Here is a 26,501-nt window from a genome sequence, read left to right as displayed (position 1 = left end):
CATCATGTTTTTTATCCTGTCGGTTAGTTAGGTCGAACGGTTAACTCGATATCACGTAACTTAGCAATAATATCGCCATCGTCTGGCATTGGAAATTGTGATACGGACGCGACCGCGGTTTTTGTTGCACGACACAATCGCGAGTTGCCCGCTTTTTGTTCCACATTAAGCAATAGGCCGGTAGGTGACAAGCGCATATTGACCACACACTCTTGGCCACTTAAACCATCATCAACAATCAGTCTTTGTTGGATCATTTGCGTAAAAATGGCGCCGTATCGCGCCACTTCGTCGTCTACAAACTGTCCGCGCGCGCTTTGCCGTTGGCTGGCTTCCGATTCCAGCCCCGAAAACAAATCATTAAGCGCCGCTTCTTGCTCTTGCTGTTGCCGTTTGGCTTCTTCTGCCCGGCGCTCGGCCTCTTTTCTCGCTTGTTCGGCTTCTTTGCGCGCCTGCTCTGCCTCTTTTAACGCTTGCTCTTCGGCTTTGCGCTTTGCCTCAAGCTTGCGTTGGCGTTCAGCTTCGGCTTTGCGTTCAGCCGCCAGTTTTTCTTGCCGCGCTTTCTCCGCTTTTTCCGCCGCCAATTCCGCTTTCCGTTGTTGTTCTAACTTGCGCTGACGCTCGCGTTCGGCTTGTTCCGCCTGTTGTTTAGCAAGGCGTGCTTGTTCTTTGGCCTTGGCTTGCTCTTCGGCAATCCGCTTTTGTTCTTCTCGTGCTTGACGTTCCGCTTCGAGCTTTTTCCGCTTCACTTCGCGAAGGCGCTGTTCTTCTTGCTCGCGTTGTTGCTCAAGGCGTTTCGCTTGCTGCTCTAATCGCTTTAACCGCTCGGCTTCTTCGCGTTTTGCCTGATCGCGCTGCGCACGAATTTTTTGTGCCTGTGCATTCACCACGGCCGGATCAATCACGGTAGCTTCAATGGAGCGCCCAGCTTTCGGGGTTGGCTTGGCGTCTGAGGTGAAATCTGCCCCCCATAACAGCACAATCACCAACAACACGTGTAGCCCGCCGGAAATGGCAAGCGCTGGCACCAGTGAGTCTTTTTTCTTGCTTTTGGTCGCCTGATCGCGATGGTTTGGCTCGTTCATCATCCTCACCTACGACTCATATGGCTCTGTCATTAAGCCCACCGACGACACGCCGGCTTGGTTTAATGCATCAAGCGTTAGGATGATTTCGGAATAGGGGACGCGGCCATCACCGCCGACTAAGACGGGGGATTTAGGATTAAGCTGAAGTTCGGCTTTCACCCGCACCAAGATTTCTTCTAGGCTGAGTCCCCGGGTCATATCACCATTGTTGACACTGAGCCCGAGCTGGCCGTCTTGGTCTACTTCCACAATGATGAACGCGCCGCTATCTTCTTCTTCCGCCAACTCTGCCGCTGTTTTGGCCTGCGTGGTCTGTGGTAAATCGACATCGACGCCTTGGGTCACAAACGGCGCGGTGACCATAAAGATAATCAGCAATACCAGCATCACGTCAATGTAGGGCACCACATTGATTTCCGCCGTCATTTTGCGTCGTTTTGGTTGATACGCCATGGATTACTCCTGGGTTGCCGCAAACGCTTGACGGTGAAGAATGCTAGAAAATTCTTCCATAAAGTTCATGTAGTTGTGTTCAAGCTTGCTCACTTTGGCTGTCAAACGGTTGTAAGCCATGACGGCAGGGATCGCTGCAAATAGGCCCATGGCTGTCGCGACCAAGGCTTCAGCAATCCCGGGCGCAACCATCGCCAATGTGGCTTGTTTCACCGCACCCAGGGCGATAAAGGCATGCATAATGCCCCACACGGTGCCAAATAGGCCGATGTAGGGGCTAATTGAGCCCACGGTGGCCAAAAACGGTAAGTGGGTTTCAAGCTCTTCAACTTGTTTAGACAGGGAAACACGCATCGCCCGTGACGTGCCTTCCATCACGGCATCAGGCACTTTGTCGTTACTGCGATGCAGGCGGGCAAATTCTTTGAAACCCGCGTAGAAAATTTTCTCGCTACCGGTGAGGTGATCCTTGCGGGCCTGCACTTCTTGAAACAGCTGTGAGAGATCGATCCCCGACCAGAATCGGTCTTCAAATCGCTCCGCTCGGCTAAAGGCTTGCTGCATCACTTTTGAGCGCTTGATGATCATGGCCCAAGACATCACTGACATACCCAGTAATATCAGCATCACTCCCTTAACAAGCAGGCTTGCTTGTAAAAACAGGTCGAGAATGGAAAGTTCAGCGGTCACGTCATCATCTCCGATTTAATCTGTGTTGGAATCGATTTGGGTTTCATGGTGGCTGGGTCGACACAGGCTATCTTAACCGTTGCCACACACAATGCTTTTTGATCAGAATTCACCAAGCTTTGACAAAACGTCATGCTGGCGCGCCCCATGGCTGACACTGTGGTGACAACATCAAGGGCATCATCCAGCCGTGCACCGCGGTGAAAGTCGATATCCATGTGGCGCACCACAAACGCATAGTGCTCGGCAAACAAGGCCTGTTGATTGACACCGATTTGGCGTAACAGTTCAGTGCGCGCACGCTCAAAGTACTTGAGGTAGTTGGCGTGATAAACCACCCCGCCGGCGTCTGTGTCTTCATAATAAACACGCACGGGCCAACGAAACGGCGTTGATTCAGTCATGACTGTATCCATATAGGTTCAGCGATAGGCAATTACTATACCTAAGTTGTCGATGTATAGAAATGCTGAAGCCGCGCGGTCGCTGCATTGGTGGCCCATGAAGGGCGCAAGAAGTGATATGCCGCAAAAAACACACAATGACTCCGCGGCCAGTGATGAAAAAAGCACCACCTGGGTGCTTTTGTCATTCGTTTGTCACTTTGCGCTTGCTCACCGAGCGTTTGGCTCAACTAGCGTAACCACATCAAGGCGAGCAAAAGAAGAGACACGCCCCACCCTAATGGCGGCCAAGTAAGCCAGCGGCTCCATTTTCCTTGCGCTGTAAAGCCGACAGCGTGAATCACGCCCAAGCAGGTGGCGTAAAGTAGGCCCACGCCCATGAGGAACGTGACGCCGCCCATGCGCTGCGCGAAGGCTTCAGGCGCCCACATTACTTGGCCCCCCCAGCATAATGCACTGGCCAATGAGAGCAGCCGCCAAAGGCCAGAAAAATCCTGGCCTAAAGGGGCGGGTTGGCGATCACTCATTATCGTGATCCATGGCTTCGGTATGCTCCAACCATAACGCATTGATGATCCCGAAGGCGCATGCCAGCAGCACACCGAGAATCCACGTGAAATACCACATATGCAGGCTCCTTACTTAGTACAGTGAATGTTTGTTGTCTTCAATATATTGCGCATCTAAGCGGCCGAACATCTTAATGTAGCACCACAAGGTGTAAGCCAAGATAATCGGCACAAAAATCGCAGCGACGATAGTCATAATCGATAAAGTCAGTTCGCTCGAGGTAGCATCCCACATGGTCAAACTATGACTTGGGAAGGTGCTCGATGGCATCACAAAGGGGAACATCGCGATACCCGCGGTCAAAATTACCCCAGCAATAGCCAAGCTCGAGAACAAGAAGGCCCAGCCACCACGTTCAACTCGAGACGCCAGCAGTGCCAATAGTGGCATCACCGCACCGACAATGGGAGCTAACCAAAGGATTGGCATCGCTTGGTAGTTGTGCATCCACGCGCCGCTTTGCACCGCCACCTCTTTCGCCAGTGGGTTAGACGCCGCTTGGTTCGCCGCTTCACTGACCACCACAAAGCCTTCCAGGTTTTGTACCCAAAAGCCCGCTGCCACGAACAAGACGGTGGTCAGTAGCGCACACAGTTGCGCCACATTGCGTGCCCGTACATGCAGCGCATCGGTGGTTTTCATTTGCAGCCAGGTTGCCCCTTGCAGCACCACCATAAACAGACTCACAAGGCCACACACCAGTGCGAATGGATTAAGCAGTGCGAAAAAGCCACCGGTGTAGGTTGGGATCAACAGCTCGCTTAACTGAAATGGTACGCCTTGCAGCAAGTTGCCAAAGGCGACACCGAAAATCACAGGCGGTATAAAACCACCGGCAACCAGGCCCCAGTCCCAGGCAGTGCGCCAGCGCTTATCATCAATTTTTGAGCGGTAGTCAAAGCCCATAGGACGGAAAAATAACGCTGCCAGTGTAAGCACCATCGCGATATAAAACCCAGAGAATGACACTGCATAAACCAGCGGCCAGGCAGCAAATAGTGCCCCACCCGCGGTCACTAGCCAAACTTGGTTGCCTTCCCAGTGCGGGGCGACTGAGTTAATCATCACCCGCCGTTCACTATCCGTTTTGCCGATTAGGGTGAGCAAGGCGCCCACCCCCATGTCAAAGCCATCGGTGACGGTAAAGCCAATCAGTAGCACCCCAATAAGCGCCCACCAGATCAGCCGTAACATTTCATAATCAAACATGCTATCTCTCCTTATGCTTCAATCTGGCGGCTGAAATCCGCTTCTGGATTGCCTTTTTGTTCAAAGTGGTAGCGGCCGGTTTTGAGGCTACTTGGCCCCAAGCGCGCAAACTTGAACATCAGATAGAGCTCGGCGACGAGAAAGACGGTGTAGAGCGAACAAATCGCCACCATCGAGAAGATGATATCGCCTGCAGCGAGGTTAGAGGCGGCCATATGCACTGGTAAAATCTCACCCACAGCCCAAGGCTGACGACCATATTCGGCAACAAACCAGCCCGCTTCACAGGCAATCCAAGGCAGCGGAATACTGAACAATGCCAGTTTGAGTAGCCAAGGTTTTTGATCAATACGTTGACGGCAGGTTTGCCAGAAGCTCATGCCAAAGATAAACAGCATCGCAAAGCCACAGGCCACCATGATCCTAAAGCTCCAGAACAACGGTGCCACGTGTGGAATAGAGTCTTGTGCCGCTTGCTGAATTTGCCCTTCGGTGGCATCAACCACTTTATCGGTATAAGGCTTGAGCAGCAGACCATAACCGAGGTCATTTTTCACTTCATTAAAGGCGGCTTTAGTTTCAGACGATGTCTCGCCGGCACGCAATTTTTCTAGCAATGCGTACGCCTGCATCCCGTTGCGGATACGGGTTTCGTGCTCAGCAATCAAATCGGTTAAGCCTGTCACTTCTTTATCCAGTGAGCGCGTGGCAATGATCCCCATCGCATACGGGATTTTGATCGCATAATCGGTTTGCATGGTGTCTTGATTAGGAAGACCCACCACGGTGAAGGCTGCTGGCGCTTCCTCGGTGTGCCATTCGGCCTCAATCGCCGCCAATTTGACCTTTTGTACATCGCCCAGCTCGTAACCGGATTCATCACCCAGAATAATGACCGAGACGATCGCGGCCATACCAAAGGAGGCAGCAATTGCAAACGAGCGACGTGCGAAGGCGAGATCACGCCCTTTCAGTAGGTAGTAGGCACTGATACCGAGCACGAACATTGCCCCAGTGGTGTAGCCTGCCGCGACGGTGTGAACAAATTTAACTTGTGCTACCGGGTTGAAGACCACATCGGCAAAGCTCACCATTTCCATACGCATGGTTTCGAAGTTGAACTCCGAGCCCACTGGGTTTTGCATCCAGCCGTTTGCGACCAGGATCCAAAGCGCGGAAAAGTTAGAGCCTAACGCCACCAGCCAAGTGGTGACCAAATGCTGACGTTTACTGAGACGATCCCAACCAAAGAAGAATAAGCCCACAAAGGTGGATTCAAGGAAGAAGGCCATCAACCCTTCAATGGCAAGCGGGGCACCAAAAATATCCCCGACATAGTGGGAATAGTAGGCCCAGTTGGTCCCGAATTGAAACTCCATGGTGAGGCCGGTTGCCACACCGAGCGCAAAGTTAATCCCAAAGAGTTTACCCCAAAACTTGGTCATGTCTTTGTAGATTTGCTTGTCGGTCATCACGTATAACGATTCCATGATGGCCAGCAAAAATGCCAAACCTAGCGTTAGGGGAACAAACAGGAAGTGATACATCGCGGTCAGCGCAAACTGCAGCCGCGATAAATCGACGATATCGGTAATCATGGTCACTCCTTTACACCGCTTTCGGTGCCGATACAGTTGTATCGCTCGTTTTACTTTCTCACCCTGCATGGCCGCCAAACCGCTGGCCGGTGCGGGGAAAGCGCTACACTTTCTCAAGTCACTGCTTGCATGTTACACGCTTGAAACACTCAAGTTACTTAATAGTTAAATATATTCTAATTAAGTTATAACTAATATTACAGACGTAACTTATGTGCGTTAATCGCCTTTTCCCGGGTTTGTCGAGTCAGTTGCAAAAACAACAAAGCATCGACATCGAGGTGTAAAATTGTGATTAACCACAAAGAAACCAGGTGATTATTGGCTGTAATTCAAAGCCACATCTCACTCTGGTTGGCTGTAACTGTCAGCAGATGAGAGTAACGATAAGGGGTCACGTGCTACATAACCTTAATCTAGATCAAAAAACCCCATTGATTGGCGGTCAATGGGGCGGTTTTGGTAAAAAATGTCTTGATCTCAGTTAAGCTTTCGGCCGGTTTTTGTCACACCTTGGGCACATCAAAGCCAAAATGCAGATAGGCGCGCTGGCTGGCAATTCGGCCACGCGGGGTGCGTTGTAAATAGCCTTGCTGGATCAGATAAGGCTCAATCACATCTTCAATGGTGTCTTTTTCTTCACCAATCGCCGCGGCCAGGTTATCTAAGCCGACCGGCCCCCCATCGAATTTTTCAATAATGGCGTTGAGTAGTTTGCGGTCCATGTAGTCAAACCCTTGGCTGTCAACGTCCAGCATATCCAAGGCGCGCTGGGCGATATCGGGACAGATGTGGCCACTGCCTTTTACTTCGGCAAAGTCGCGCACACGGCGGAGTAAACGGTTGGCAATCCGTGGTGTACCACGTGAACGACGCGCCACTTCCTCGGCCCCTTCGTCTTCCATCGACAACGCCAAGCAATGCGCACTGCGTTTTACAATCCCGGTTAAATCACGCACGTTGTAGTATTCCAAACGCTGGGTAATACCAAAACGGTCACGCAGGGGGGATGTCAGTGAGCCCGCACGGGTGGTGGCGCCAATCAGGGTAAACGGTGGCAAATCGATTTTAATCGAGCGGGCGGCTGGCCCTTCACCAATCATAATATCCAGTTGGTAATCTTCCATGGCGGGATACAAGACTTCTTCCACCACCGGGCTTAGGCGATGAATTTCATCGATAAACAGCACATCATGAGGCTCTAGATTGGTGAGCAAGGCGGCAAGATCACCAGCTTTTTCTAGCACGGGGCCTGAGGTGGTGCGAATACTCACGTCCATTTCGTTGGCAACAATATTGGCCAAAGTGGTTTTACCGAGGCCGGGCGGGCCAAAAATCAGCAGGTGATCCAGGGCTTCTTGCCGTTTGCGTGCGGCATGGATAAAAATTTCCATTTGCCCACGTACGTGGTCTTGGCCTTGGTAGTCATCTAGTAACTTGGGACGTATCGCGCGGTCAATCACTTCATCTTCGCGATCGGGCGTGGTTTGCGCCGAAATTAAACGATCAGCTTCTATCATGGGTTACACCATCGAGCGCAGCGCGTGACGAATGACGTCTTCACTGCTCATGTCATCGGTTGCAATTTGTTTTACCACTTTCTCTGCTTGTGCCGCTTTATAGCCCAAGGCGACCAGGGCACTCACCGCTTCGTCTGCCGCGGTTGAGACCGTGGTCGGAGCTGGACGAGTGGTCGCCCCCTCGCCAGTAGCTGCATCCGTATGCGGGGTAAAGAGATCGAATGCTTCCCAGTTTTTAAGCCGGTCGCGCATTTCAATCACCAAGCGTTCCGCGGTTTTCTTCCCTACCCCGGGAATTTTCACCAAGGTCGATACATCGTTATGCTCAACACTGTCGACAAAATGATTGGCCGTCATACCCGATAGAATCGCTAATCCGAGCTTAGGCCCCACGCCATTGGCTTTGATCACTTCACGAAACAACGCACGCTCGCGTTTACCACTAAAGCCATAGAGTAATTGCGCGTCTTCACGCACCACAAAGTGGGTATACACAGTGGCCGTCTCACCCACGTCCGGCAGTTGATATAGACAGTTCATTGGCATGCTCACTTCGTAACCGACGCCGTTCACGTCAATTAAAATCTCCGGCGGCTGCTTTTCTATCAGGGTTCCGTGTAATCGGCCTATCACAATCGATTCTCTGTTTGTTACTTTCCCTCAAGGATAAAGAATAACTGGATGTATATCCAGTCGAATTGACGGAATACGGAATACGGAATACGGAATACGGAATACGGAATACGGAAAGAGCATATCGTGCCAGCTCTGGTAGATAAAGTTCCTAGGTCCTAGGTCCTAGGAACTGCTTTCTGCTCTCTTCTGTACTCCGTAAGCGAAGCGCTCTGTATTCAAAAATCCCGAATATCGCGTAGGTCGGCATAAGCGCCTTCTCGATCGCGCAAGCTTGCTGTGATTTCCGCCGCGCGCCATCCGACATCGTGGTCAAAATTGGCACCGATCGTGACAGGCGCCCGTTGACAATGTGCTCTTATCCAACATTTTGCTGGGGCTTGTGTCACCTACGCCAATGGGATCATCGAAATTAAATATGACCACCGATATAGAAACCAGGCGTAGGTCGGCATAAGCGCCTTCTCGATCGCGCAAGCTTGGTGTGGTTCCCGCCGCGCGCCATCCGACATTGGCGGTCAAATACTGGCATTGATCGTGACAGGCGCCCGTTGGCATAGCGCATCATTGTTGACATCTTACCGGGGCTTGTGTCACCTACGCCAATGGCACCATTGATGTATAAATTTTGTCATTGTATGCATTCCCACGCAGGAGCGTGGGAACGAGTAAATGGCACCATCGAAATTAAATATGACCACCGATATAGAAACCAGGCGTAGGTCGGCATAAGCGCCTTCTCGATCGCGCAAGCTTGGTGTGATTTCCGCTGCGCGCCATCCGACATTGGTGGTAAATTTGGCACCGATCGTGACAGGCGCAGTGCAACTGGCGCCCGTTGGCATAGCGCATCATCGTTGACATCTTACCGGGGCTTGTGTCACCTACGCCAATGGCACCATCGATGTATAACTTTTGTCATTGTATGCATTCCCACGCAGGAGCGTGGGAACGAGTAATCGTAGCCAATGGCACCACCGATATATAAACCAGGCGTAGGTCGGCATAAGCGCCAGCACAATATCAATCATGAATACCCACGCCGGCCGCGCGCCATCCGACATTGGTGGTAAATTTGGCACCGATCGTGACAGGCGCCCAGGAAGCACAGTGCATCATCGTTGACATCTTACCGGGGCTTGTGTCACCTACGCCAATGGCACCATTGATGTATAAATTTTGTCATTGTATGCATTCCCACGCAGGAGCGTGGGAACGAGCAATCGTAGCCAATGGCACCACCGATGTATAAATCGGGCGTAGGTCGGTATAAGCGCCTTCTCGATCGCGCAAGCTTGGTGTGATTTCCGCCGCGCGCCCGTTGCACGGCGCCATCGAACATTGGTGGTAAATTTGGCACCGATCGTGACAGGCGCAGTGCAACTGGCGCCCAGGAAGCACAGTGCATCATTGTTGACATCTTACCGGGGCTTGTGTCATCGACGCCAATGGCACCATCGATGTATAAATTTTGTCATTGTATGCATTCCCACGCAGGAGCGTGGGAACGAGTAAAGAGTAAAAAGCGCTTTTACCGATATCGGCCGCGGCGGGCGGCGTTGGCTTTGCCGGCCATGGCGATCAGGGTGTGGTTGGTGTGGGCATGGCAAATCGCCACGGCCAGGGCATCGGCGGCATCGGCTTGGGGGGTGGCGCTGAGTTTCAACATGTGGGTGACCATATGCTGCACTTGCTTTTTATCCGCGCTACCTTTGCCGACGACTGCTTGCTTGATAAGCCTTGCTGCGTATTCAGATACCGGTAGATCGGCATTCACCGCCGCAACGATGGCACTGCCCCGTGCTTGGCCCAATTTAAGCGCCGAATCGGCATTACGGGCCATAAAGACTTGTTCGATGGCAAAGTTGTCCGGCTGAAATTGGGTGATCACTTCACTCACCCCTGCGTAGATATGCTTCAAGCGACCGGGTAAGTCGTCGGTTTCTGTCCGAATACACCCGCTACCGAGGTATTCAAGATGCCGCCCCTGTTGGCGGATCACCCCATAACCGGTGATCCGCGAACCTGGGTCAATCCCCAGTATAATGGTCATTTAGCTTAAACTCGCTGCCACTTCATCCGAGATATCCCCGTTATGATAGACCTCTTGCACATCGTCAAGGTCTTCTAACGTATCGATAAGACGCAGTAACTTCGGTGCGGTATCTGCATCTAACTCGGCTTTGGTCGATGGCACCTGGGTCACTTCGGCGCGTTCCGCTTCAAACCCGGCTTTATCGAGGGCATCTTTGACGGTACCAAAATCATTGGGGGTGGTGTAGACATCGATTGAGCCGTCGTCATAGGTGACCACGTCTTCTGCCCCGCCTTCGAGTGCCGCTTCCATGACGTCATCTTCTTCCAGGCCAGACGCATAGGTCACAACGCCTTTTTTATCAAATAGGAAACTGACCGAGCCGTCAGTGCCTAGGTTACCGCCAGATTTGGAAAATGCGTGACGAACACCTGACACGGTACGATTGCGGTTGTCGGTCATGCATTCCACCATCACCGCGGTGCCCGCTGGGCCATACCCTTCGTAAATCACGGTTTCCATGTTGTCGTCGCCATCACCGCCAGCTCCGCGTGTGATCGCTCGGTTGATGGTGTCGCGTGTCATATTATTAGATAGCGCTTTATCGACCGCCGCACGCAAGCGTGGATTGGTTTCTGCTTCGGGACCACCTTCTTTGGTGGCAACCACTAATTCTCGAATCAGTTTGGTGAAAATCTTACCGCGCTTCGCGTCTTGAGCGGCTTTACGGTGTTTAATATTCGACCACTTACTGTGACCTGCCATATCGATTCTCCGTTTTTTGCGCTCCCCTCACGTGAAAGGAGTAATCAGAAAAAACGCGCCTTGGCTTTTCAGTCTGAGGCGCGTTGATGAAATGACGTTAAGGTAACGTTATTCGCTTTGTTCGTTTTGCTCGGCTGCCACGGTAATGCTGAGCGCTAGCTCTTCAAGCGCGGCGTCATTGGCAATACTTGGCGCATCCGTCATCAAGCACGCTGCGGCGGTGGTTTTCGGGAACGCAATGACGTCACGAATGTTCTCAGTGCCAGACAGCAGCATCACCAAACGGTCCATACCAAATGCCAAACCTGCGTGTGGAGGGGTGCCGTATTTTAGCGCGTCGAGCAAGAAACCGAACTTCTTGCGCTGCTCTTGTTCGTCAATGCCCAGGGTCTCAAAGACGGCTGCTTGCATTTCTGGGTTATGAATACGCACCGAGCCACCGCCGACTTCATAGCCATTAATCACCATGTCGTAGGCATTGGAGTTCGCCGCGGCCGGATTGGCTTTTAGCTGCTCTGGCGTGACGTCAGTTGGTGCAGTAAATGGGTGGTGCATGGCGTGCAGGTTGCCTTCGTCGTCTTCCTCAAACATCGAGAAGTCCACTACCCACAGCGGGGTCCAAGCTTGGGTGTCGGTCAGTTCAAGATCCAAGCCTACTTTTACACGCAATGCGCCCAGCGCTTCGGTGACTACCGATTTTTTGTCGGCGCCGAACAAGATAATGTCCCCGCTTTGCGCGTCAGTGCGTGACAGAATACTCTCCACGACATCCGCGTTAAGGAACTTGGCGACGGGCGATTTAATACCGTCAAAGCCGGCGTCGCGATCGTTGACCTTCATCCATGCCAAGCCTTTGGCGCCGTAAATGCTAACAAAATGGGTGTACTCATCAATTTGTTTGCGAGATAAGCTAGCGCCACCTGGCACGCGGATGACTGCCACACGGCCTTTTTCATCGTTCGCTGGACCAGAGAAGACTTTAAATTCAACGTCTTTGACAATGTCGGCCACATCGACGATTTCAAGCGGGTTACGCAAGTCTGGCTTATCAGAGCCAAACCGACGCATCGCTTCTTCATATTTCATGATGGGGAAGGTACCCAAATCAACGTTGAGTAGCGACTGCCACATTTCGCGGATCATTTGCTCGGTCACGTCACGTACTTGTTCAGCGCTCATGAACGAGGTTTCGATATCGATTTGGGTAAATTCTGGTTGGCGATCCGCGCGCAAGTCTTCATCTCGGAAGCACTTCACGATTTGGTAATAGCGATCGAAGCCGGACATCATCAGTAGCTGTTTAAACAGCTGTGGCGATTGTGGCAAGGCATAAAAGCTGCCTTTGTGAACGCGGCTTGGCACCAAGTAATCGCGCGCACCTTCCGGGGTTGCTTTGGTCAGTACCGGGGTTTCGATATCTAAAAAGTCGTTCTCATCCAGGAAGCGACGGACAAAGCTGGTAGCCTTGGCACGCAGTTTAATGCGATCGCTCATCTCTGGACGACGCAAGTCGAGGTAGCGGTACTTAAGACGCTGCTCTTCAGAGATAAACTGGTTAAAGTCAATCGGCATCGGTGCGCTGCGGTTGATAATCTCCAACCCTTTCGCCACCACCTCGACTTCGCCGGTGGCCATATCACGGTTGATTTGGCTGTCTGGACGTGCACGGACTTCACCACGAATGGCAACACAGAATTCGTTACGCAGTTTATTGGCGTGTTCGTAAACGTCACCCATATCAGGATCAATCACAACTTGCACCAGACCTTCACGGTCGCGCATGTCGATAAAAATCAAGCCGCCCAAATCACGACGACGATTAACCCAACCACAAAGACTTACTTCTTGCCCGACATGGGCTTTATTCAGGTGACCACAATATTGGGTGCGCATAGACTATTCCTGATCTGTTCTGATAATTCCGCTTGCCCCCTTGGGCACAAGCCTGTCAATTCTGAGGGAAATTAGACAACAGTCTTTGTCGTACCTGACGGTACGCCCCCGCGACTGCCGTTACTGTCAAAGACCTGCCATTATAAAGGAAAAGCCCCGCTCTTGGTAAAGCGATCGCGTGTTTTTATTCTGTTTCTCCTTCATATGGTTTTTTTCCCCGGTTGCGATTAGGCTACCGCAACGTGTATTGACCAATCATAACGACGCCATGTCTCTGATGCTACATCAACTGTCCGATCCGCCATTGCGCCTTGGTTTGACCCAGTGGTCTCATCCCAGTTGGCAGAACCATTTTTATCCTCCAGGTACCCGTTCGGGTGAGCGTTTAGCCCGCTACGCAGAGGTATTCAATACGGTTGAGGGCAATACCACCTTTTATGCGTCGCCGTCGCCAAAGACGGTGGCGAATTGGGCGGCCGCGACGTCAGACACTTTCCAATTTACTTTTAAGTTTCCCAAAACCATTACCCATCAATGCCAGTTGCGCCATGCGCAAGATTTAACGCGGGATTTTATTCATTTGATGGCGCCTCTCCATGATAAAATTGGTCAGTGGACGATTCAGCTGCCGGCCCGCTTTGGTCCTGAAGGCTTGCCGGATCTGGCCGCCTTTTTGCAAAGCTTACCGGCGGATATCTTTATCGGCGTGGAAGTACGGCACCCGGCTTTTTTTGCCAAAGGAGAGGCAGAGAAAGCGTTGAATCGACTCTTGATCGCCCATCATGCCAACCGAGTGATCATGGACAGTCGTCCTGTGTTCGCGGCGAAACCGGACACGCCAGCGGTGATTGATGCACAAAAGAAAAAGCCGCGTGTCCCCGTGCATGCGATTGCCACCAGCGATGCGCCTATGGTGCGGTTTATTGGTCATCCTGAGCTGGCAAACAATAGCGCATTTTTTGAACCATGGATCCCACGTTTATCTCAATGGATAGCCGCGGGCAAAACGCCCTATTTAATGATTCATACTTCGGATAATGACCAAGCCCCGGCGCTCGCGGCACACTTGTATCAACATCTTGATTTATCAACGCCACTGGCTTCAGTCACCCGCGCCGCGCAAAGTCAGCAAGGGGCACTGTTTTAGTGTATCCACGCAAGGTGCGCGCTCACCGTGCAGACAGGCGCTGAAAAATTCACTACAATACGCCGCTTTTGCGATAGGGTTTGCTGGCGTCAGGTGCTCACACTGGCCAGCTGGGCTGATTTGTAGGGGCTTATATGGCTAATCAGGATAAAATTTTCGCGGCGCCGATTGAGAAGATGGGCGACTTTACCTTCGATGAGAATGTCGCCGAAGTGTTCCCGGATATGATCCAGCGCTCGGTGCCTGGGTACAGCAACATTATCTCGGCGATTGGTATGCTGGCGAAACGCTTTGCCACGCCAGATAGCCATATTTACGATCTCGGTTGCTCGTTGGGCGCCGCCACCCTGTCGATGCGCCGCCATATTCCTCATGACAGCTGTACCATCATCGCGGTTGATAATTCACAAGCGATGGTGGAGCGTTGCCGTTTGCATGTGAATGCCTATCGCGGCGCTGCCGATGTTGAGGTGCGTGAGGCTGATATTCGCGATGTGACGATTACTAATGCCTCCATGGTGGTGCTTAATTTTACCCTACAATTTTTAAGCCCGGACGATCGCCAAGCGCTACTCACCCGCATCTATCAAGGATTAAAACCGGGCGGGATCCTGATTTTGTCGGAGAAGTATTGCTTTGAAGACGAAACCGCCAATGAACTGCTGATTGACTTGCACCATGACTTTAAACGCGCCAATGGCTACAGCGAGCTTGAGATCAGTCAAAAACGCAGTGCGCTAGAAAACGTGATGCGTCCAGATAGCATTGATACCCWTAAAACGCGATTGAGCGAGATTGGTTTTAGCAGTGTCGCCATGTGGTTTCAATGTTTTAACTTTGGGTCGATGTTCGCGATTAAATAAGATAAGCGATGACATAAAGCGATGCGTCCCGTCATCCCGGTACGCTATTGATCTATTTAGATCATTGATCCAGTTACACCATTAATCTATTTATATCATTGATCGAGTTGCACCCTTGATCCAGTCAACCCTTTGATTCAGCGAAACACGCCATTAAGTACGAGTAATCTGATGTTTGATTTTTCCGATTTTTATCAACTGATCGCCAAAAACCGTCTCTCTCACTGGTTAGAAGTTCTGCCGGCGCAATTGGCGGAGTGGCAAACCCAGCCCCATGGCGATATGCCAAAGTGGATAAAAGTGCTGAATAAAATCCCGACCGATGCGCCCGAGCAGGTGGAGCTAAAAGATAGGGTCCAGATTGGCGATGCCACCAGCTTGCCTGCCGGTGAGCGTAAAAAGTTAGAAAATCTGCTCCGTAGCTTTCACCCATGGCGCAAAGGGCCTTATCAGGTTCACGGTATGGATATCGACACCGAGTGGCGTTCGGATTGGAAGTGGGATCGGGTGCTTCCCCATATCTCTCCGCTCAAAGGGCGCTATGTGCTCGATGTCGGTTGCGGCAATGGCTACCACATGTGGCGGATGTTGGGTGAAGGGGCGGCTCTGACCGTGGGTATTGATCCCTCTGAGCTCTTCTTAATGCAGTTCGACGCCATTCGTCGCTTAATGGGCAATGACCAACGCGCGCATCTGCTGCCCTTAGGAATCGAAAAACTCCCTGCTCTGCGTGCCTTTGATACCGTGTTTAGCATGGGCGTGCTTTACCACCGTCGCTCGCCGCTCGATCATCTAATGCAACTCAAAGATCAGTTGGGGAAAGACGGTGAGCTGATACTGGAAACCTTGGTGATTGATGGCGATGAAAACGCTGTATTGGTGCCATCAGGCCGCTATGCACAAATGCGCAATGTCTACTTTTTCCCTTCGGCGCGTGCGCTCAAAGTGTGGTTGGAAAAAGTCGGATTTGTCGATGTCCGTATTGTCGATGAATGTGTCACCACCACCGATGAGCAGCGCAGCACAGCGTGGATGACCCATAACTCGTTGCCAGAGTACCTAAACCCAGATGACCCGACGCAAACCATCGAAGGGTATCCGGCGCCTAAACGCGCAATTTTAGTGGCGCGCAATCCTGATTAAATCGCGCCAGGCGGCGTGTGCTGTGGTTAATGTTACCTAGTGTAGTTAATTTGACCTAGAGCACACGCAACGCTGACGCTGATGTCGCGATCTGCGCCCTTTTATTGTTGTTCACTTTATGCACAAGGGCGCGACTGCCTGTTTTCGGGCAATTTTTCACCGATAGCGTTGATATAATCAACGTTTAGTCAATTCTGACTAACATTTGACAGAATCCCTCTATCCATCTTGGTCGCATCCTTTAGAATCTGCGCTCAGCCTCACTTTTGATCCATTGTTTGAGGCGATACGGCCAGTAGCCATCCTTCTATGCAGTGGAGACTTAGATGCTTTTTCGTTGCTCACTAATCAGTGTGTTGTTATTAACGATATCCGGTTGCATGCTCACCTCTCAGCAGCAACACCAAGAAACACTGGATAAACTCAATACCGTTGCCACCCAGAGCCACCAACAGCGGCAAAGCCTGACTGATGCTTTTACCCAACACGATGCGTCATTAACTCAGCTGACGGATAAAGTCACGGCGCTCGAGAGCCAACTGACTGTTATTCAGCGTACTCAAGCCAAACTATATGCCAATTTCGCTAACCCAAAACCGGAAGTTAAAATCCAAGAAAAAGTGGTCCGGGTGCCCGTGAATAACGACAAAGTGGTCCTCGGCGGACGTGAGTGGGTTTGGTTTGATGAAGTCAAAAGCACCTTCCAGTCGCGCGTAGATACCGGCGCGGCAACCTCGTCGCTCAATGCGGTAGATATTCAAGAATTTGAGCGCGATGGTGACACCTGGGTCAAGTTTAATGTCAATCATAGTGAAAACAATGACCAGCCAGTATTTATGGAAATGCCCGTAAAGCGCTGGGTTCTCATACGGCAATCATCGACCGATAAAACTGACCGCCGCCCCGTGGTTGAAGCGTGGATCCGGGTGGGTAACATTCACGAAAAAACCGAATTTACCCTCGCGGATCGCACCAATATGGAATACCCCGTATTGTTGGGCCGCTCGTTTTTTAAAGATTTAGCCGTGGTAGATGTCAGCCAAGTACACATTCATCCGCAATATCAGCCGGACACTCCCCCGGAGCCTAGTGATGATGATCGTCAGCCGCCATCAGCGTCTAAAGAATCGGCTCTACAAGAATAGGCTTTACGAAAAGCTAGGCTCTACGAAAATAGGTAATCGACATGGTTTCACGGGTTCCTTTTTACTTTTTGATCGGCTTTTTAATTTTGGCCGGTATCGCACTCAGTGCCTATCGTCACCTAGGCTATGGGGTGCCTTGGCAAGCGGATGACACCCGCCAAGTCTGGCAAATTGAGGCCAGAATTAACTTTGATGCCGGCGATGGCCCAGTAAAAGTTAGCCTTGCTGCACCAGATAGCCAACCTGGGCTTACGCTTATCGATGAGAGCACCTCCTCGGCAGGCTATGGCTTTTCATTGCTTAACACTGAACATGGCCGCCAAGCACAGTGGTCGACGCGCCAAGCCAACGGTGAGCAAACCCTTTATTTTAAAAACCAAATGTTAGTCGACGACAGTGCGCGCTATACCATGGCTCCACCTGATGAAGAGCAGGTGGCGCTTCCTGTGATGGATAATGCTGCCAAAAATGCGGCCTTAGCACTGTTGGATCGTGCACGGGCGCGCTCGGCGGACAACATTACGTTGACCCGTGAGCTCATCAAACAATTTAATAGCCCAGATAGTCAAAACGCGGCTTTGTTACTCAATACCCTCGACAAACCCGACGCCCTACGAAAAACCTTGGCACTGGAAGGTGTGCATGCGCGCGTGGTCGGTGGCTTGGAGCTTGAAGATGGGCGACGTCGCCAAACCATTTCTCCCATGCTACAAGTGTGGCAAGACACACGCTGGCACTTGTTTGATTTAACCACTGGGCAAAATGGCCATCACAATAATGTCCTGCTCTGGAACCAGCACGGCGGACCATTGTTAGAAGTGATGGGCGGTGAACATAGCCAGGTACATTTTTCAATTATCTCCCAAGATATCAGCCCACAACAGGCCACTTCGGCGAAGGTTTCCGCCGATAACCTACTTAACTTTTCTATTCATAGCTTGCCCATTGAAGAGCAGGCGATGTTTAAAACCATTATGCTGATCCCGATTGGCGCGCTAATTGTGGTGTTCTTGCGCGTGATCGTGGGGTTAAAGACTTCAGGGACCTTTATGCCAGTGCTGATTGCGGTTGCCTTTGTGCAAACCCAATTACTCACTGGGATTGTTGGCTTTGTGTTGATCGTCGGCACTGGGCTGGTGATAAGAAGCTATCTTTCGCGGCTTAATTTGCTGCTGGTGGCGCGAATTTCCGCGGTGATTATCACGGTCATTTTAATTATTTCGGTATTTAGCGTGATCGCGTTCCGTATCGGCTTAATGGAAGGGCTAACCATCACCTTCTTCCCAATGATTATTCTGTCATGGACCATCGAGCGAATGTCGATTTTATGGGAAGAGGAAGGCGCAAAAGAAGTGGTCATTCAAGGCGGTGGCTCGCTCATCACTGCGGTGTTGGTGTATTTGGCGATGACCAATGAGTTGGTCCGGCATCTGACCTTTAACTTTATTGGTTTGCAGCTGGTGATCTTGGCATTGATATTAATGCTGGGTAATTACACCGGCTACCGCTTGTCGGAGTTGAAGCGGTTTCGCCCGTTAGCACATCAGGATGGGAGCGGTCGTGATGATTAAATTCTTTTCACGGTTCGCCTCCCCCTTTCGCCTGAATCACGCCGGCATCATGGGGATGAACCAGCGTAATATCCGTTACATTGGTCGTTACAACGACAGGCGTCTTTATCCATTAGTAGATGACAAACTTAAAACCAAGTTGATCGCCCAACAAGCCGGCGCTACCGTCCCTGAGTTGATCGGCGTGATTGATAGCCAAGCGCACGTCAAACGTATTCATCACATGGTGGAAAATTGGCCCGGTTTTGTGATTAAACCGGCGCAAGGCTCAGGCGGTAAGGGCATTTTGGTGGTGACGAAAAATCATCAAGGGGTCTATACCAAGGCCTCTGGCAAGACCGTGAGCCACAACGATGTTGAACGTCATATCACCAATACGCTCGCGGGCCTGTTCTCGCTCGGTGGCAAAGCGGATGTCGCCGTGGTCGAGAACTTGATCGCGTTCGACGATAGCTTCAGCGGTTTTAGCTATGAAGGGGTCCCTGATATTCGCGTGATTGTGTTTCAAGGGTATCCGGTGATGGCGATGATGCGGCTGTCGACCTCAGCATCTGATGGCAAGGCCAATTTGCACCAAGGGGCAGTAGGCGTCGGGCTAGATATGGCCACCGGTAAGGCGCTAAAGGCGGTGCAATTTAACCGCCCCATCACCCATCACCCGGATACGGAACATGACCTTTATACCCTGAAAGTGCCTCATTGGCAGCAGCTGCTCACGCTGGCAGCCAGCGCCTGGGAGATGACCGACTTAGGTTATATGGGGACAGATATGGTATTAGATAAAGAGAAGGGCCCGATGGTACTCGAGCTTAATGCACGGCCTGGTCTTGCGATCCAAATTGCCAATGGCTGCGGATTGCTGCCAAGGTTACGGCTGATTGAGTCACTTCCACCTCGGCGCTACCCGCTGATGCCAGACGATCGCGTGGCGTTTTCGATGCAGCATTTTGCTGGACAAAGTACGCAGCCATTGTCGCCCCAACTGGCACAAACCGGATAAAAAACCACTAAAGTTTACCGTACGCGGCCGATACCCTATTACACATCCGCACAATCACGATATGAATTAGGGTAACCGCAGTGACTATCCATACCATCGACAAAGCGCAGCTTATTAGCGACGTCCAGTTTGGGGGCAACCTCAATCAGGCGGTGGTGCAAGGGCGTCGTTCCGACTTTGCGTTGATGATGGCGCTGCTTTCCGGGGATGCGAATGAGTCAACGCCACTCACCCTCACCGATAACCCTATCAGTAATGATGCGGTATTGCGCCAGCAGTTCCAGCTGGCAGAGCCGCAACCCTTGGCGGCCAGCAATGAAGAAGATTATCAGCGCGCCAGTGCCCAAGCCGATGCCTTTCACCGTGGCGGTTTAGCCAGCGCTAATTTGCGCTTTCAACTTGCTCCGGCCGCTATGCATTATCCGCCCCAGGGGACGCACGGCTTTGATGAAGCGGTCTACCATAATCTTTCCGGTCATGAGCGTCGTCATTTAGCTGATGCAACCCCAAGCCGCCCCGCTTTTAACCCTGCCACCTTGTATGAAAAACTCACCACATCGCATTGCTTCGATAAAATGCGTGTAAGCGCATAACAACGAAGTTCGCAAGTTGATCCTGAGAGGGTTTCATGATCCTTATCGAAATTGTGATCGTCTCTCAATTCCCAACAATATTTCTGCCAGACGACCAGACGTTTTGAGCCTTTTTTTCGCAGTCGGCGTAATTATGGTCCAGTATTACCTTCCCACGCTTGAATAAGGTGTGAGTAAGCTGTCATTTTCACGTGATTAGCTTGAGTATGAAAGGTAAGGCGTGACGCTCTATCTTGTTGATAATATTGAGGAATTGACCATGAAGATCGATAACGCAGTGGTCGTTATTACCGCCGGCGGCTCATCATCGGGACGCGCAATGGCAGAGCATTTTTGCTCGCTTGGTGCTGACGTCGCATTGCTCGATACTGAATGGCCAGCACTGCGCTTAAGTGCCGATCAATGCCGTCCCTATGCTGGGCGCGTCCAGCCGATTTGTTTGGCCAATGATCAACCGGCTTCTATCCATGATGCGTTCGCACAAGTGACGCAACTTTTTGGCGGCATTGATGTGCTCATCAATCAATGGCAAGGCGATATATTGCCCAGTTTATTTAACAATGGTGCTTGGTGTGATATGTCGAGAACGCTGACCAATACAACCTCGCCGTGTTATCTGGTGGTTCAGCACGCGGCAGAGTGTATGCAACAACGTGGTCGCCCCGGTGTGATCATTAATGTCGCTGGCGCTCATCTTACCCCTGACACCGTTGCCAATGCCATGATTGGCGGCTTAACCCAGCGCTGGGCCAAAGAGCTTTCCGGGCTAAAGATCCGCGTGGGAGGCATTGTGCCACGCCACCGACATCGCGCAACCTTTGAGATGGATGACGAATTAATTCGAAACGCGGAGTATATTGTCTCGAATGATTCTTTTAACGGCCGGTTGTTAGAAGCAAGTGGTTAGAAAGAGCAAAACCCCCAATGCAAGCACGAGGCTGCTTTCTCTAGTCTCTAGAAGCGAAGCGTCTCGTCTCTTTCCGTATTCCGTAAGCGAAGCGCTCTGTATTCTCGTGTCATCGTCGCCACGGGTAAAATCAAAAAGACCCGCCGGTGGCGGGTCTTTTTCGTTAAGCGGTTGCCTAGGTTACATTAGGCATCTGCTTTTTGGTCCTTTTGCTCAGCTTTCGCTTTTGCGTCAGCTTTAGCCGCTTTGGTCGGCGCTGCAGCGGGTTGGTCATCTCTTTTTTTGATAACCGTGGTGCCTTCAAAGGTTTCACCTTCAACGTAAGGCTTGCCATAGTAAGACGCAACCAACACTTCTTTCAGCTCTTTGATGAGTGGGTAGCGTGGGTTTGCACCGGTACATTGGTCATCAAACGCTTCTTCCGCTAGCTCGTCTAATTTAGCCATGAAGTCTGCTTCTGGTACACCCGCCGCTTGGATAGAGGTTGGGATGTCTAGTTTCAGTTTCATGTCTTCAAGCCAGGTTAACAAACGCTCAATTTTCTGTGCGGTACGGTCACCGGTTTGAGCCAGACCCAAGTGGTCAGCGATTTCTGCATAGCGACGACGTGCTTGTGGGCGGTCGTACTGCGAGAATGCCGTTTGCTTGGTTGGGTTGTCATTGGCGTTAAAACGTACCACGTTTGAAATCAATAATGCGTTCGCCAGGCCATGCGGCAGGTGGAACTCAGCACCGAGTTTATGCGCCATGGAGTGACACACACCCAAGAAGGCGTTGGCAAACGCGACACCGGCAATGGTGGCACCATTGTGCACTTTCTCACGTGCGATGGGGTCGTTAGCACCGTGTGCATAGCTTGCTGGTAGATAGTCTTTCAGCAGTTTCAGTGCTTGCAACGCTTGCCCTTCCGAGTACTCATTTGACAGGATAGACACGTAAGCTTCCATCGCGTGAGTAATCGCATCGTAACCACCAAAGGCTGTCAGCGACTTCGGCATGTTCATCACCAGGTTGGCATCAACAATCGCCATTTGTGGTGTCAGCTCGTAGTCAGCCAATGGGTATTTAGCACCAGTTTCGTCGTCAGTCACAACCGCAAACGGCGTGACTTCTGAACCAGTACCTGAAGTGGTTGTGACACAAACCAATTCGGCTTTTTTACCCATTTTCGGGAATTTGTAGATACGTTTACGGATATCCATAAAGCGCATTGCGAGTTCTTCGAACGCGGTTTCTGGATGCTCGTACATCACCCACATAATTTTCGCTGCGTCCATCGGTGAACCACCACCAAGAGCGATAATCACGTCAGGCTGGAAGCTTTGCATCGCTTCAGCACCTTTGCGTACCACGCTTAGCGTTGGATCCGCTTCCACTTCGAAGAAAGTGTTTACATCCATGCCTTGCGCTTTAAGCAGTGACTCAATTTGCTCTGAATAACCGTTGTTAAACAGGAAGCGGTCAGTCACGATCATCGCACGTTTCTTGTCTTCCAAATCACCCAGTGCGATTGGCAAGCTGCCGCGACGGAAGTAGATAGATTTTGGTAGTTTGTGCCACAGCATATTCTCAGCTCGCTTCGCAACAGTTTTCTTGTTCATCAGGTGTTTAGGCCCAACGTTCTCAGAAATTGAGTTACCACCCCATGAGCCACAACCCAGTGTGAGTGACGGTGCAACGTTAAAGTTGTACAAATCACCGATACCACCGTGCGTCGTTGGAATGTTCACCAGAATACGTGCTGTTTTCAGGCGGTCACCGAAATACTTAATGCGGTCTTGGTTGACGTCTTGGTTGGTATACAGGCCTGATGTGTGACCGATACCGCCCATTTCTACCATTTTGCAAGCCATGTCGACGGCGTGCTCGAAGTTTTTGGCACGGAACATACCCAGGGTTGGTGAGAGTTTCTCGTGTGCAAATTCTTCTTCAATGCTGATTTCCAGGCCTTCACCAATCAGGATTTTTGTGTCTGATGGGACGCTTACGCCTGCCATATCGGCAATTTTTGTTGCTGATTGACCGACGATATCTGCGTTCAGGTTGCCGTTAATAAGCAACACTTTACGCACTTTGTCGGCGTCGGTTTTACTCAATACATGGCCTTTGTGAGAGGCGAAACGTTCTTTGACTTCGTCATACACTTCGTCCATCACGATAACCGCTTGCTCTGACGCACATACCACGCCGTTATCGAAGGTTTTAGACATGAGTACAGAAGCTACAGCACGCTTAATGTCTGCAGTCTCGTCAATCACGACAGGTACGTTACCCGCACCCACGCCGATAGCTGGTTTACCAGATGAGTATGCCGCTTTCACCATGCCTGGGCCACCCGTGGCCAGAATCAGGTTGATGTCATCGTGCTTCATCAGTGCGTTAGAAAGCTCAACAGACGGTTGATCAATCCAGCCAATAATGTCTTTAGGCGCACCGGCGGCAACCGCGGCGTCGAGAACCAGTTTTGCGGCATCATTGGTGGAGTTTTTCGCACGTGGGTGTGGCGAGAAGATGATGCCGTTACGGGTTTTCAGTGAGATCAGAGATTTGAAGATCGCTGTCGACGTTGGGTTCGTGGTTGGAACGATACCGCAGATAAGACCCACTGGTTCGGCAATGGTCATGGTGCCGAATTCGTCATTCTCTTCAAGAATGCCGCAGGTTTTATCGTCTTTGTATTTGTTGTAGATGAACTCAGACGCGAAGTGGTTTTTGATAACCTTGTCTTCGAGGATACCCATGCCTGACTCTTCGACGGCTTGTTTAGCCAGCGGGATACGCGCGTTGTTTGCCGCCAGTGATGCAGCACGGAAGATCTTGTCTACTTGCTCCTGTGAATAGGTAGCAAATTCTTGTTGTGCCTTTTTGACACGCTCAACCATCGCGTTGAGTTCGGCAATATTAGTAACAGGCATAGTTGTCTCCTGGTTCATATTTGAAAATCATTTAGTAACTGCTTGCGACCATCAGCGTACCCGCTTGGTTGGGTTTTTGATGGCTGCCTGGCGTTTGACCCCTCTAACCGAGATTTCTTCACCCTAACGGCATCGCATTTAGTAAATAACTTTCAAAACTGAGTATAAGTTTTCACAGCGATAGCAACTTGATCTCGATCATTTGTTATCAAATCAATCACAACGAATTTATTGCTTAACCCCCATGAACATTGGGTTTATTCATCATGTAGCACACAGGCTACGTGTCCAATATTTTCACCAAAGTAACACGACCTTTACATGCGAGGCCAACAAAAGCGGTGATTTTGTATTATTTTTTCAACAAAAAGTGAGTGTCTACCATAAAGCTGTTTCTTTTATTCTTGTAAGCCCACCAATGTGACTCTTTTTTCTCTAGTGAGTAAAAACCGTTTAGTCGCTCAGTATAGTTTGCGCTAACAATCTTGCTCACTCATTTGGGGACTTTTTTGCTCCCTCCCATGACTTCACTAAAACCGCAATCAAGACTTGCAGAAAATGCAAGGTTAAGCGGTTGGTTTTTAAGCTGAGGTCGCTATACTGGCCCCACCTTTTAACCCGAGAGAAACTGGACTTCCTCACAGCATCACGAGATTCGCCATGGCCGTTTTTGACACCATGATTTTTGTACAGTTTTTTGTCGGGCTTTTTGCCGCCGTGAACCCTATCGGTATCATGCCCGTTTTTGTGACCCTTACCGTGCATCTTGATAAGCAAGAGCGAAACCGCACTGCGTATACCGCAGCGATCGCGGTGGCGATTATCTTGATTGTGTCCTTGCTTGCCGGTCAGATGTTGCTCGACTTGTTCAGTATTTCTTTAGACTCTTTCCGTGTCGCCGGTGGCATGCTACTGCTCAGTATCGCTTTTACGATGATGAACGGTAAGTTAGGAGAAGGTAAACAAAACAAGCAGGAGCAGTCAGAAACCATCAGTCGTGAGCAAGTGGGCGTGGTGCCGCTTGCCATGCCGTTGCTTGCGGGCCCCGGCGCGATCAGTTCGACCATTGTTTACGGCTCCCAATACCCTGATACATGGAGTACGGTCACGCTTATTTCAACCCTGGTGATCTTCGCCGCTGGCATTTGGGGCTTATTTAAAGTGGGACCTGCGGTGGTAAAATTCTTGGGACAAACCGGTATTAACGTGATCACTCGAATCATGGGTCTGATTCTCGGCTCTCTCGGGATCGAGTTTATTGCCTCTGGCATGCGGGCTTTATTTCCAGGTTTAGCCACTTAAGGACTCATCGCTGACTTGATCCAGACAAAATCGATACCCGACTCCTGGTTCGGTAATAACGTAAGTCGGTTGTAGTGGATCATCACCCAGCTTTTGGCGGATATGGCTAATGATAATGCGCAGATAATGAGTGTCGTCTTCATGTCCCGGGCCCCATACCTGTTGAAGAATCTGGGATTGTGTTACCACTCGATTAGGACTTTTAGATAGCAAAGCCAAAACGTTATACTCTTTGGGAGTGAACTCGATCGTGTTTTCTCCCAAGCAGACTCTTCTCGCAGATAAATCAATAGAAAGTTTACCGTCTGTTTTAATCGGAGACTCCGGGCTCGAAGAAAGATCTCTTAAGCACGCCCGAACACGCGCCAATAATTCAATAATACTGAATGGTTTTGTCACATAGTCCTGAGCTCCCTCGTCCAACGCAAGTACTTTCATCGATTCATGATCTCTTACCGATAAGACAATAACAGGTACACGACTCCATTCCCGAATTGCCTTGAGGACGTCTTGACCATCCAAATCAGGCAGACCTAAATCAAGGATAACAAGATCGGGCTGCTGCCTAGCAACTGCCGTGATTCCCTCTTGTCCTGTACCGCATCCTGTTACTACGTAACCATCACTACTGAGTGCCACCTTAAGCATTCGTCGTATTTGAGCTTCATCATCGATTACTACAATTTTATTATTCATTGGTATTGTCTCTCAACTGATCTATCAGTACGAATATAAAATCCATTCTCCTGTTGGAGCTTACTATACTGATAAAGCTTAAGTTTTACACATCATTTTCAACCACAGTATGTTTTAGTGCCATTAATTGCTCTTCACTCTCAGTCTCGTTTATTGGTAACATAATATCAAAACGCATTCCGGTTGTTGTTACTTTGTTTGCTGCGACAATTCTTCCACCATGAGCTTCAATCATTGATTTACAAATCGCTAGTCCCATTCCAGTACTTTGCGACTTTTTATCTGAATCAGCGATAACATAAAACATATCAAATATATATTTTAAATGCTGTTCAGGTATCCCTGGACCGTTATCCTCAAT

General features: G+C 50.6%; 25 protein-coding genes. 9 read left to right on the top strand and 16 right to left on the bottom strand.

The genetic code is table 11. The features are described 5' to 3' along the window. Positions 1-23: 23 nt before the first annotated feature. The 13 genes from tolA to aspS all read right to left on the bottom strand — a co-directional run bounded on the left by tolA (position 24) and on the right by aspS (position 12,858). On the bottom strand, positions 24-1,085 hold the full coding sequence (gene tolA / locus BZG78_RS11540) for a cell envelope integrity protein TolA (protein WP_077661277.1): 1,062 nt from the start codon (positions 1,083-1,085) through the stop codon (positions 24-26). 9 nt (positions 1,086-1,094) lie between these two features. After that, positions 1,095-1,541, bottom strand: coding sequence for a protein TolR (gene tolR / locus BZG78_RS11535; RefSeq protein WP_021024366.1), 447 nt, complete (start codon positions 1,539-1,541; stop codon positions 1,095-1,097). A 3-nt stretch (positions 1,542-1,544) separates the two neighbouring features. Continuing rightward, positions 1,545-2,231, bottom strand: a complete 687-nt coding sequence (gene tolQ, locus BZG78_RS11530; RefSeq protein ID WP_021024365.1) for a protein TolQ — start codon at positions 2,229-2,231, stop codon at positions 1,545-1,547. After that, positions 2,228-2,635, bottom strand: a complete 408-nt coding sequence (gene ybgC / locus BZG78_RS11525; protein ID WP_021024364.1) for a tol-pal system-associated acyl-CoA thioesterase — start codon at positions 2,633-2,635, stop codon at positions 2,228-2,230. Before ybgC ends, tolQ begins: the two co-directional genes overlap by 4 nt. A gap of 230 nt (positions 2,636-2,865) precedes the next feature. Further along, positions 2,866-3,162, bottom strand: a complete 297-nt coding sequence (locus BZG78_RS11520) for a cyd operon YbgE family protein (RefSeq protein WP_158011321.1) — start codon at positions 3,160-3,162, stop codon at positions 2,866-2,868. Then, positions 3,155-3,262 (bottom strand): cytochrome bd-I oxidase subunit CydX, encoded by a 108-nt coding sequence (cydX, locus tag BZG78_RS11515; RefSeq protein ID WP_021024361.1) that lies wholly within the window; start codon positions 3,260-3,262, stop codon positions 3,155-3,157. The genes BZG78_RS11520 and cydX overlap by 8 nt, the downstream gene beginning before the upstream one ends. Positions 3,263-3,277: 15 nt before the next feature. After that, entirely contained in the window at positions 3,278-4,414 is a 1,137-nt protein-coding gene (gene cydB / locus BZG78_RS11510) for a cytochrome d ubiquinol oxidase subunit II (RefSeq protein WP_077460429.1), read from the bottom strand. An 11-nt stretch (positions 4,415-4,425) separates the two neighbouring features. After that, positions 4,426-6,009: a cytochrome ubiquinol oxidase subunit I gene (gene cydA, locus BZG78_RS11505; RefSeq protein WP_199877195.1), complete on the bottom strand. Its 1,584-nt coding sequence runs from the start codon at positions 6,007-6,009 to the stop codon at positions 4,426-4,428. Positions 6,010-6,518: 509 nt separating this feature from the next. Further along, positions 6,519-7,532, bottom strand: a complete 1,014-nt coding sequence (gene ruvB / locus BZG78_RS11500; RefSeq protein ID WP_077661274.1) for a Holliday junction branch migration DNA helicase RuvB — start codon at positions 7,530-7,532, stop codon at positions 6,519-6,521. A 3-nt stretch (positions 7,533-7,535) separates the two neighbouring features. Further along, complete coding sequence (gene ruvA, locus BZG78_RS11495) at positions 7,536-8,165, bottom strand: Holliday junction branch migration protein RuvA (protein ID WP_077661273.1); 630 nt, start codon at positions 8,163-8,165, stop codon at positions 7,536-7,538. Between the two features lie 1,531 nt (positions 8,166-9,696). Continuing rightward, positions 9,697-10,218, bottom strand: coding sequence for a crossover junction endodeoxyribonuclease RuvC (ruvC, locus tag BZG78_RS11485; RefSeq protein WP_021022886.1), 522 nt, complete (start codon positions 10,216-10,218; stop codon positions 9,697-9,699). After that, positions 10,219-10,965, bottom strand: coding sequence for a YebC/PmpR family DNA-binding transcriptional regulator (locus BZG78_RS11480; protein WP_077460427.1), 747 nt, complete (start codon positions 10,963-10,965; stop codon positions 10,219-10,221). Positions 10,966-11,073: 108 nt separating this feature from the next. After that, a complete protein-coding gene (gene aspS / locus BZG78_RS11475; RefSeq protein ID WP_077661271.1) occupies positions 11,074-12,858 on the bottom strand; it encodes an aspartate--tRNA ligase in 1,785 nt (594 codons plus the stop codon). Positions 12,859-13,135: 277 nt separating this feature from the next. Between aspS and BZG78_RS11470 the strand changes: the two genes are divergently transcribed. From BZG78_RS11470 to BZG78_RS11435, 8 genes are all read left to right on the top strand, one after another. Beyond that, on the top strand, positions 13,136-14,005 hold the full coding sequence (locus BZG78_RS11470; RefSeq protein WP_077661290.1) for a DUF72 domain-containing protein: 870 nt from the start codon (positions 13,136-13,138) through the stop codon (positions 14,003-14,005). Positions 14,006-14,139: 134 nt separating this feature from the next. Further along, positions 14,140-14,868: a carboxy-S-adenosyl-L-methionine synthase CmoA gene (gene cmoA, locus BZG78_RS11465; RefSeq protein WP_077661270.1), complete on the top strand. Its 729-nt coding sequence runs from the start codon at positions 14,140-14,142 to the stop codon at positions 14,866-14,868. 171 nt (positions 14,869-15,039) lie between these two features. Beyond that, entirely contained in the window at positions 15,040-16,011 is a 972-nt protein-coding gene (cmoB, locus tag BZG78_RS11460) for a tRNA 5-methoxyuridine(34)/uridine 5-oxyacetic acid(34) synthase CmoB (RefSeq protein ID WP_077661269.1), read from the top strand. 326 nt (positions 16,012-16,337) lie between these two features. Then, positions 16,338-17,156, top strand: a complete 819-nt coding sequence (locus tag BZG78_RS11455) for an ATP-dependent zinc protease (RefSeq protein ID WP_077661268.1) — start codon at positions 16,338-16,340, stop codon at positions 17,154-17,156. Positions 17,157-17,197: 41 nt separating this feature from the next. Beyond that, positions 17,198-18,727: an inactive transglutaminase family protein gene (locus BZG78_RS11450; RefSeq protein ID WP_077661267.1), complete on the top strand. Its 1,530-nt coding sequence runs from the start codon at positions 17,198-17,200 to the stop codon at positions 18,725-18,727. Further along, positions 18,720-19,727 carry an alpha-L-glutamate ligase-like protein gene (locus BZG78_RS11445; protein ID WP_077661266.1) on the top strand — a complete coding sequence of 336 codons (1,008 nt, stop codon included), beginning with the start codon at positions 18,720-18,722 and terminating at the stop codon, positions 19,725-19,727. The genes BZG78_RS11450 and BZG78_RS11445 overlap by 8 nt, the downstream gene beginning before the upstream one ends. Positions 19,728-19,807: 80 nt before the next feature. Beyond that, positions 19,808-20,320, top strand: coding sequence for a VC2046/SO_2500 family protein (locus BZG78_RS11440; protein WP_021022358.1), 513 nt, complete (start codon positions 19,808-19,810; stop codon positions 20,318-20,320). Between the two features lie 259 nt (positions 20,321-20,579). Next, on the top strand, positions 20,580-21,227 hold the full coding sequence (locus tag BZG78_RS11435) for an SDR family NAD(P)-dependent oxidoreductase (RefSeq protein ID WP_077679503.1): 648 nt from the start codon (positions 20,580-20,582) through the stop codon (positions 21,225-21,227). 185 nt (positions 21,228-21,412) lie between these two features. On the opposite strand, the gene adhE is transcribed toward BZG78_RS11435, so the two are convergent. After that, positions 21,413-24,160 (bottom strand): bifunctional acetaldehyde-CoA/alcohol dehydrogenase, encoded by a 2,748-nt coding sequence (gene adhE / locus BZG78_RS11430; RefSeq protein ID WP_277921246.1) that lies wholly within the window; start codon positions 24,158-24,160, stop codon positions 21,413-21,415. Between the two features lie 642 nt (positions 24,161-24,802). Here adhE and BZG78_RS11425 point away from each other — a divergent pair. Then, positions 24,803-25,444, top strand: a complete 642-nt coding sequence (locus BZG78_RS11425) for a YchE family NAAT transporter (RefSeq protein WP_021022354.1) — start codon at positions 24,803-24,805, stop codon at positions 25,442-25,444. Here BZG78_RS11425 and BZG78_RS11420 read toward each other — a convergent pair. Further along, positions 25,433-26,140, bottom strand: coding sequence for a response regulator (locus tag BZG78_RS11420; protein WP_077661263.1), 708 nt, complete (start codon positions 26,138-26,140; stop codon positions 25,433-25,435). The two genes, BZG78_RS11425 and BZG78_RS11420, sit on opposite strands and share 12 nt — an antisense overlap. Positions 26,141-26,225: 85 nt before the next feature. Further along, positions 26,226-26,501 (bottom strand): ATP-binding protein (locus tag BZG78_RS11415; protein ID WP_242413015.1); only part of this gene is annotated, 276 nt, incomplete at its 5' end.

Origin of the sequence: Salinivibrio sp. MA351 (assembly GCF_001996065.1) — a bacterium.
Lineage (GTDB): Bacteria > Pseudomonadota > Gammaproteobacteria > Enterobacterales > Vibrionaceae > Salinivibrio > Salinivibrio costicola.
This window is presented reverse-complemented; position numbering and strand designations above follow the sequence as displayed.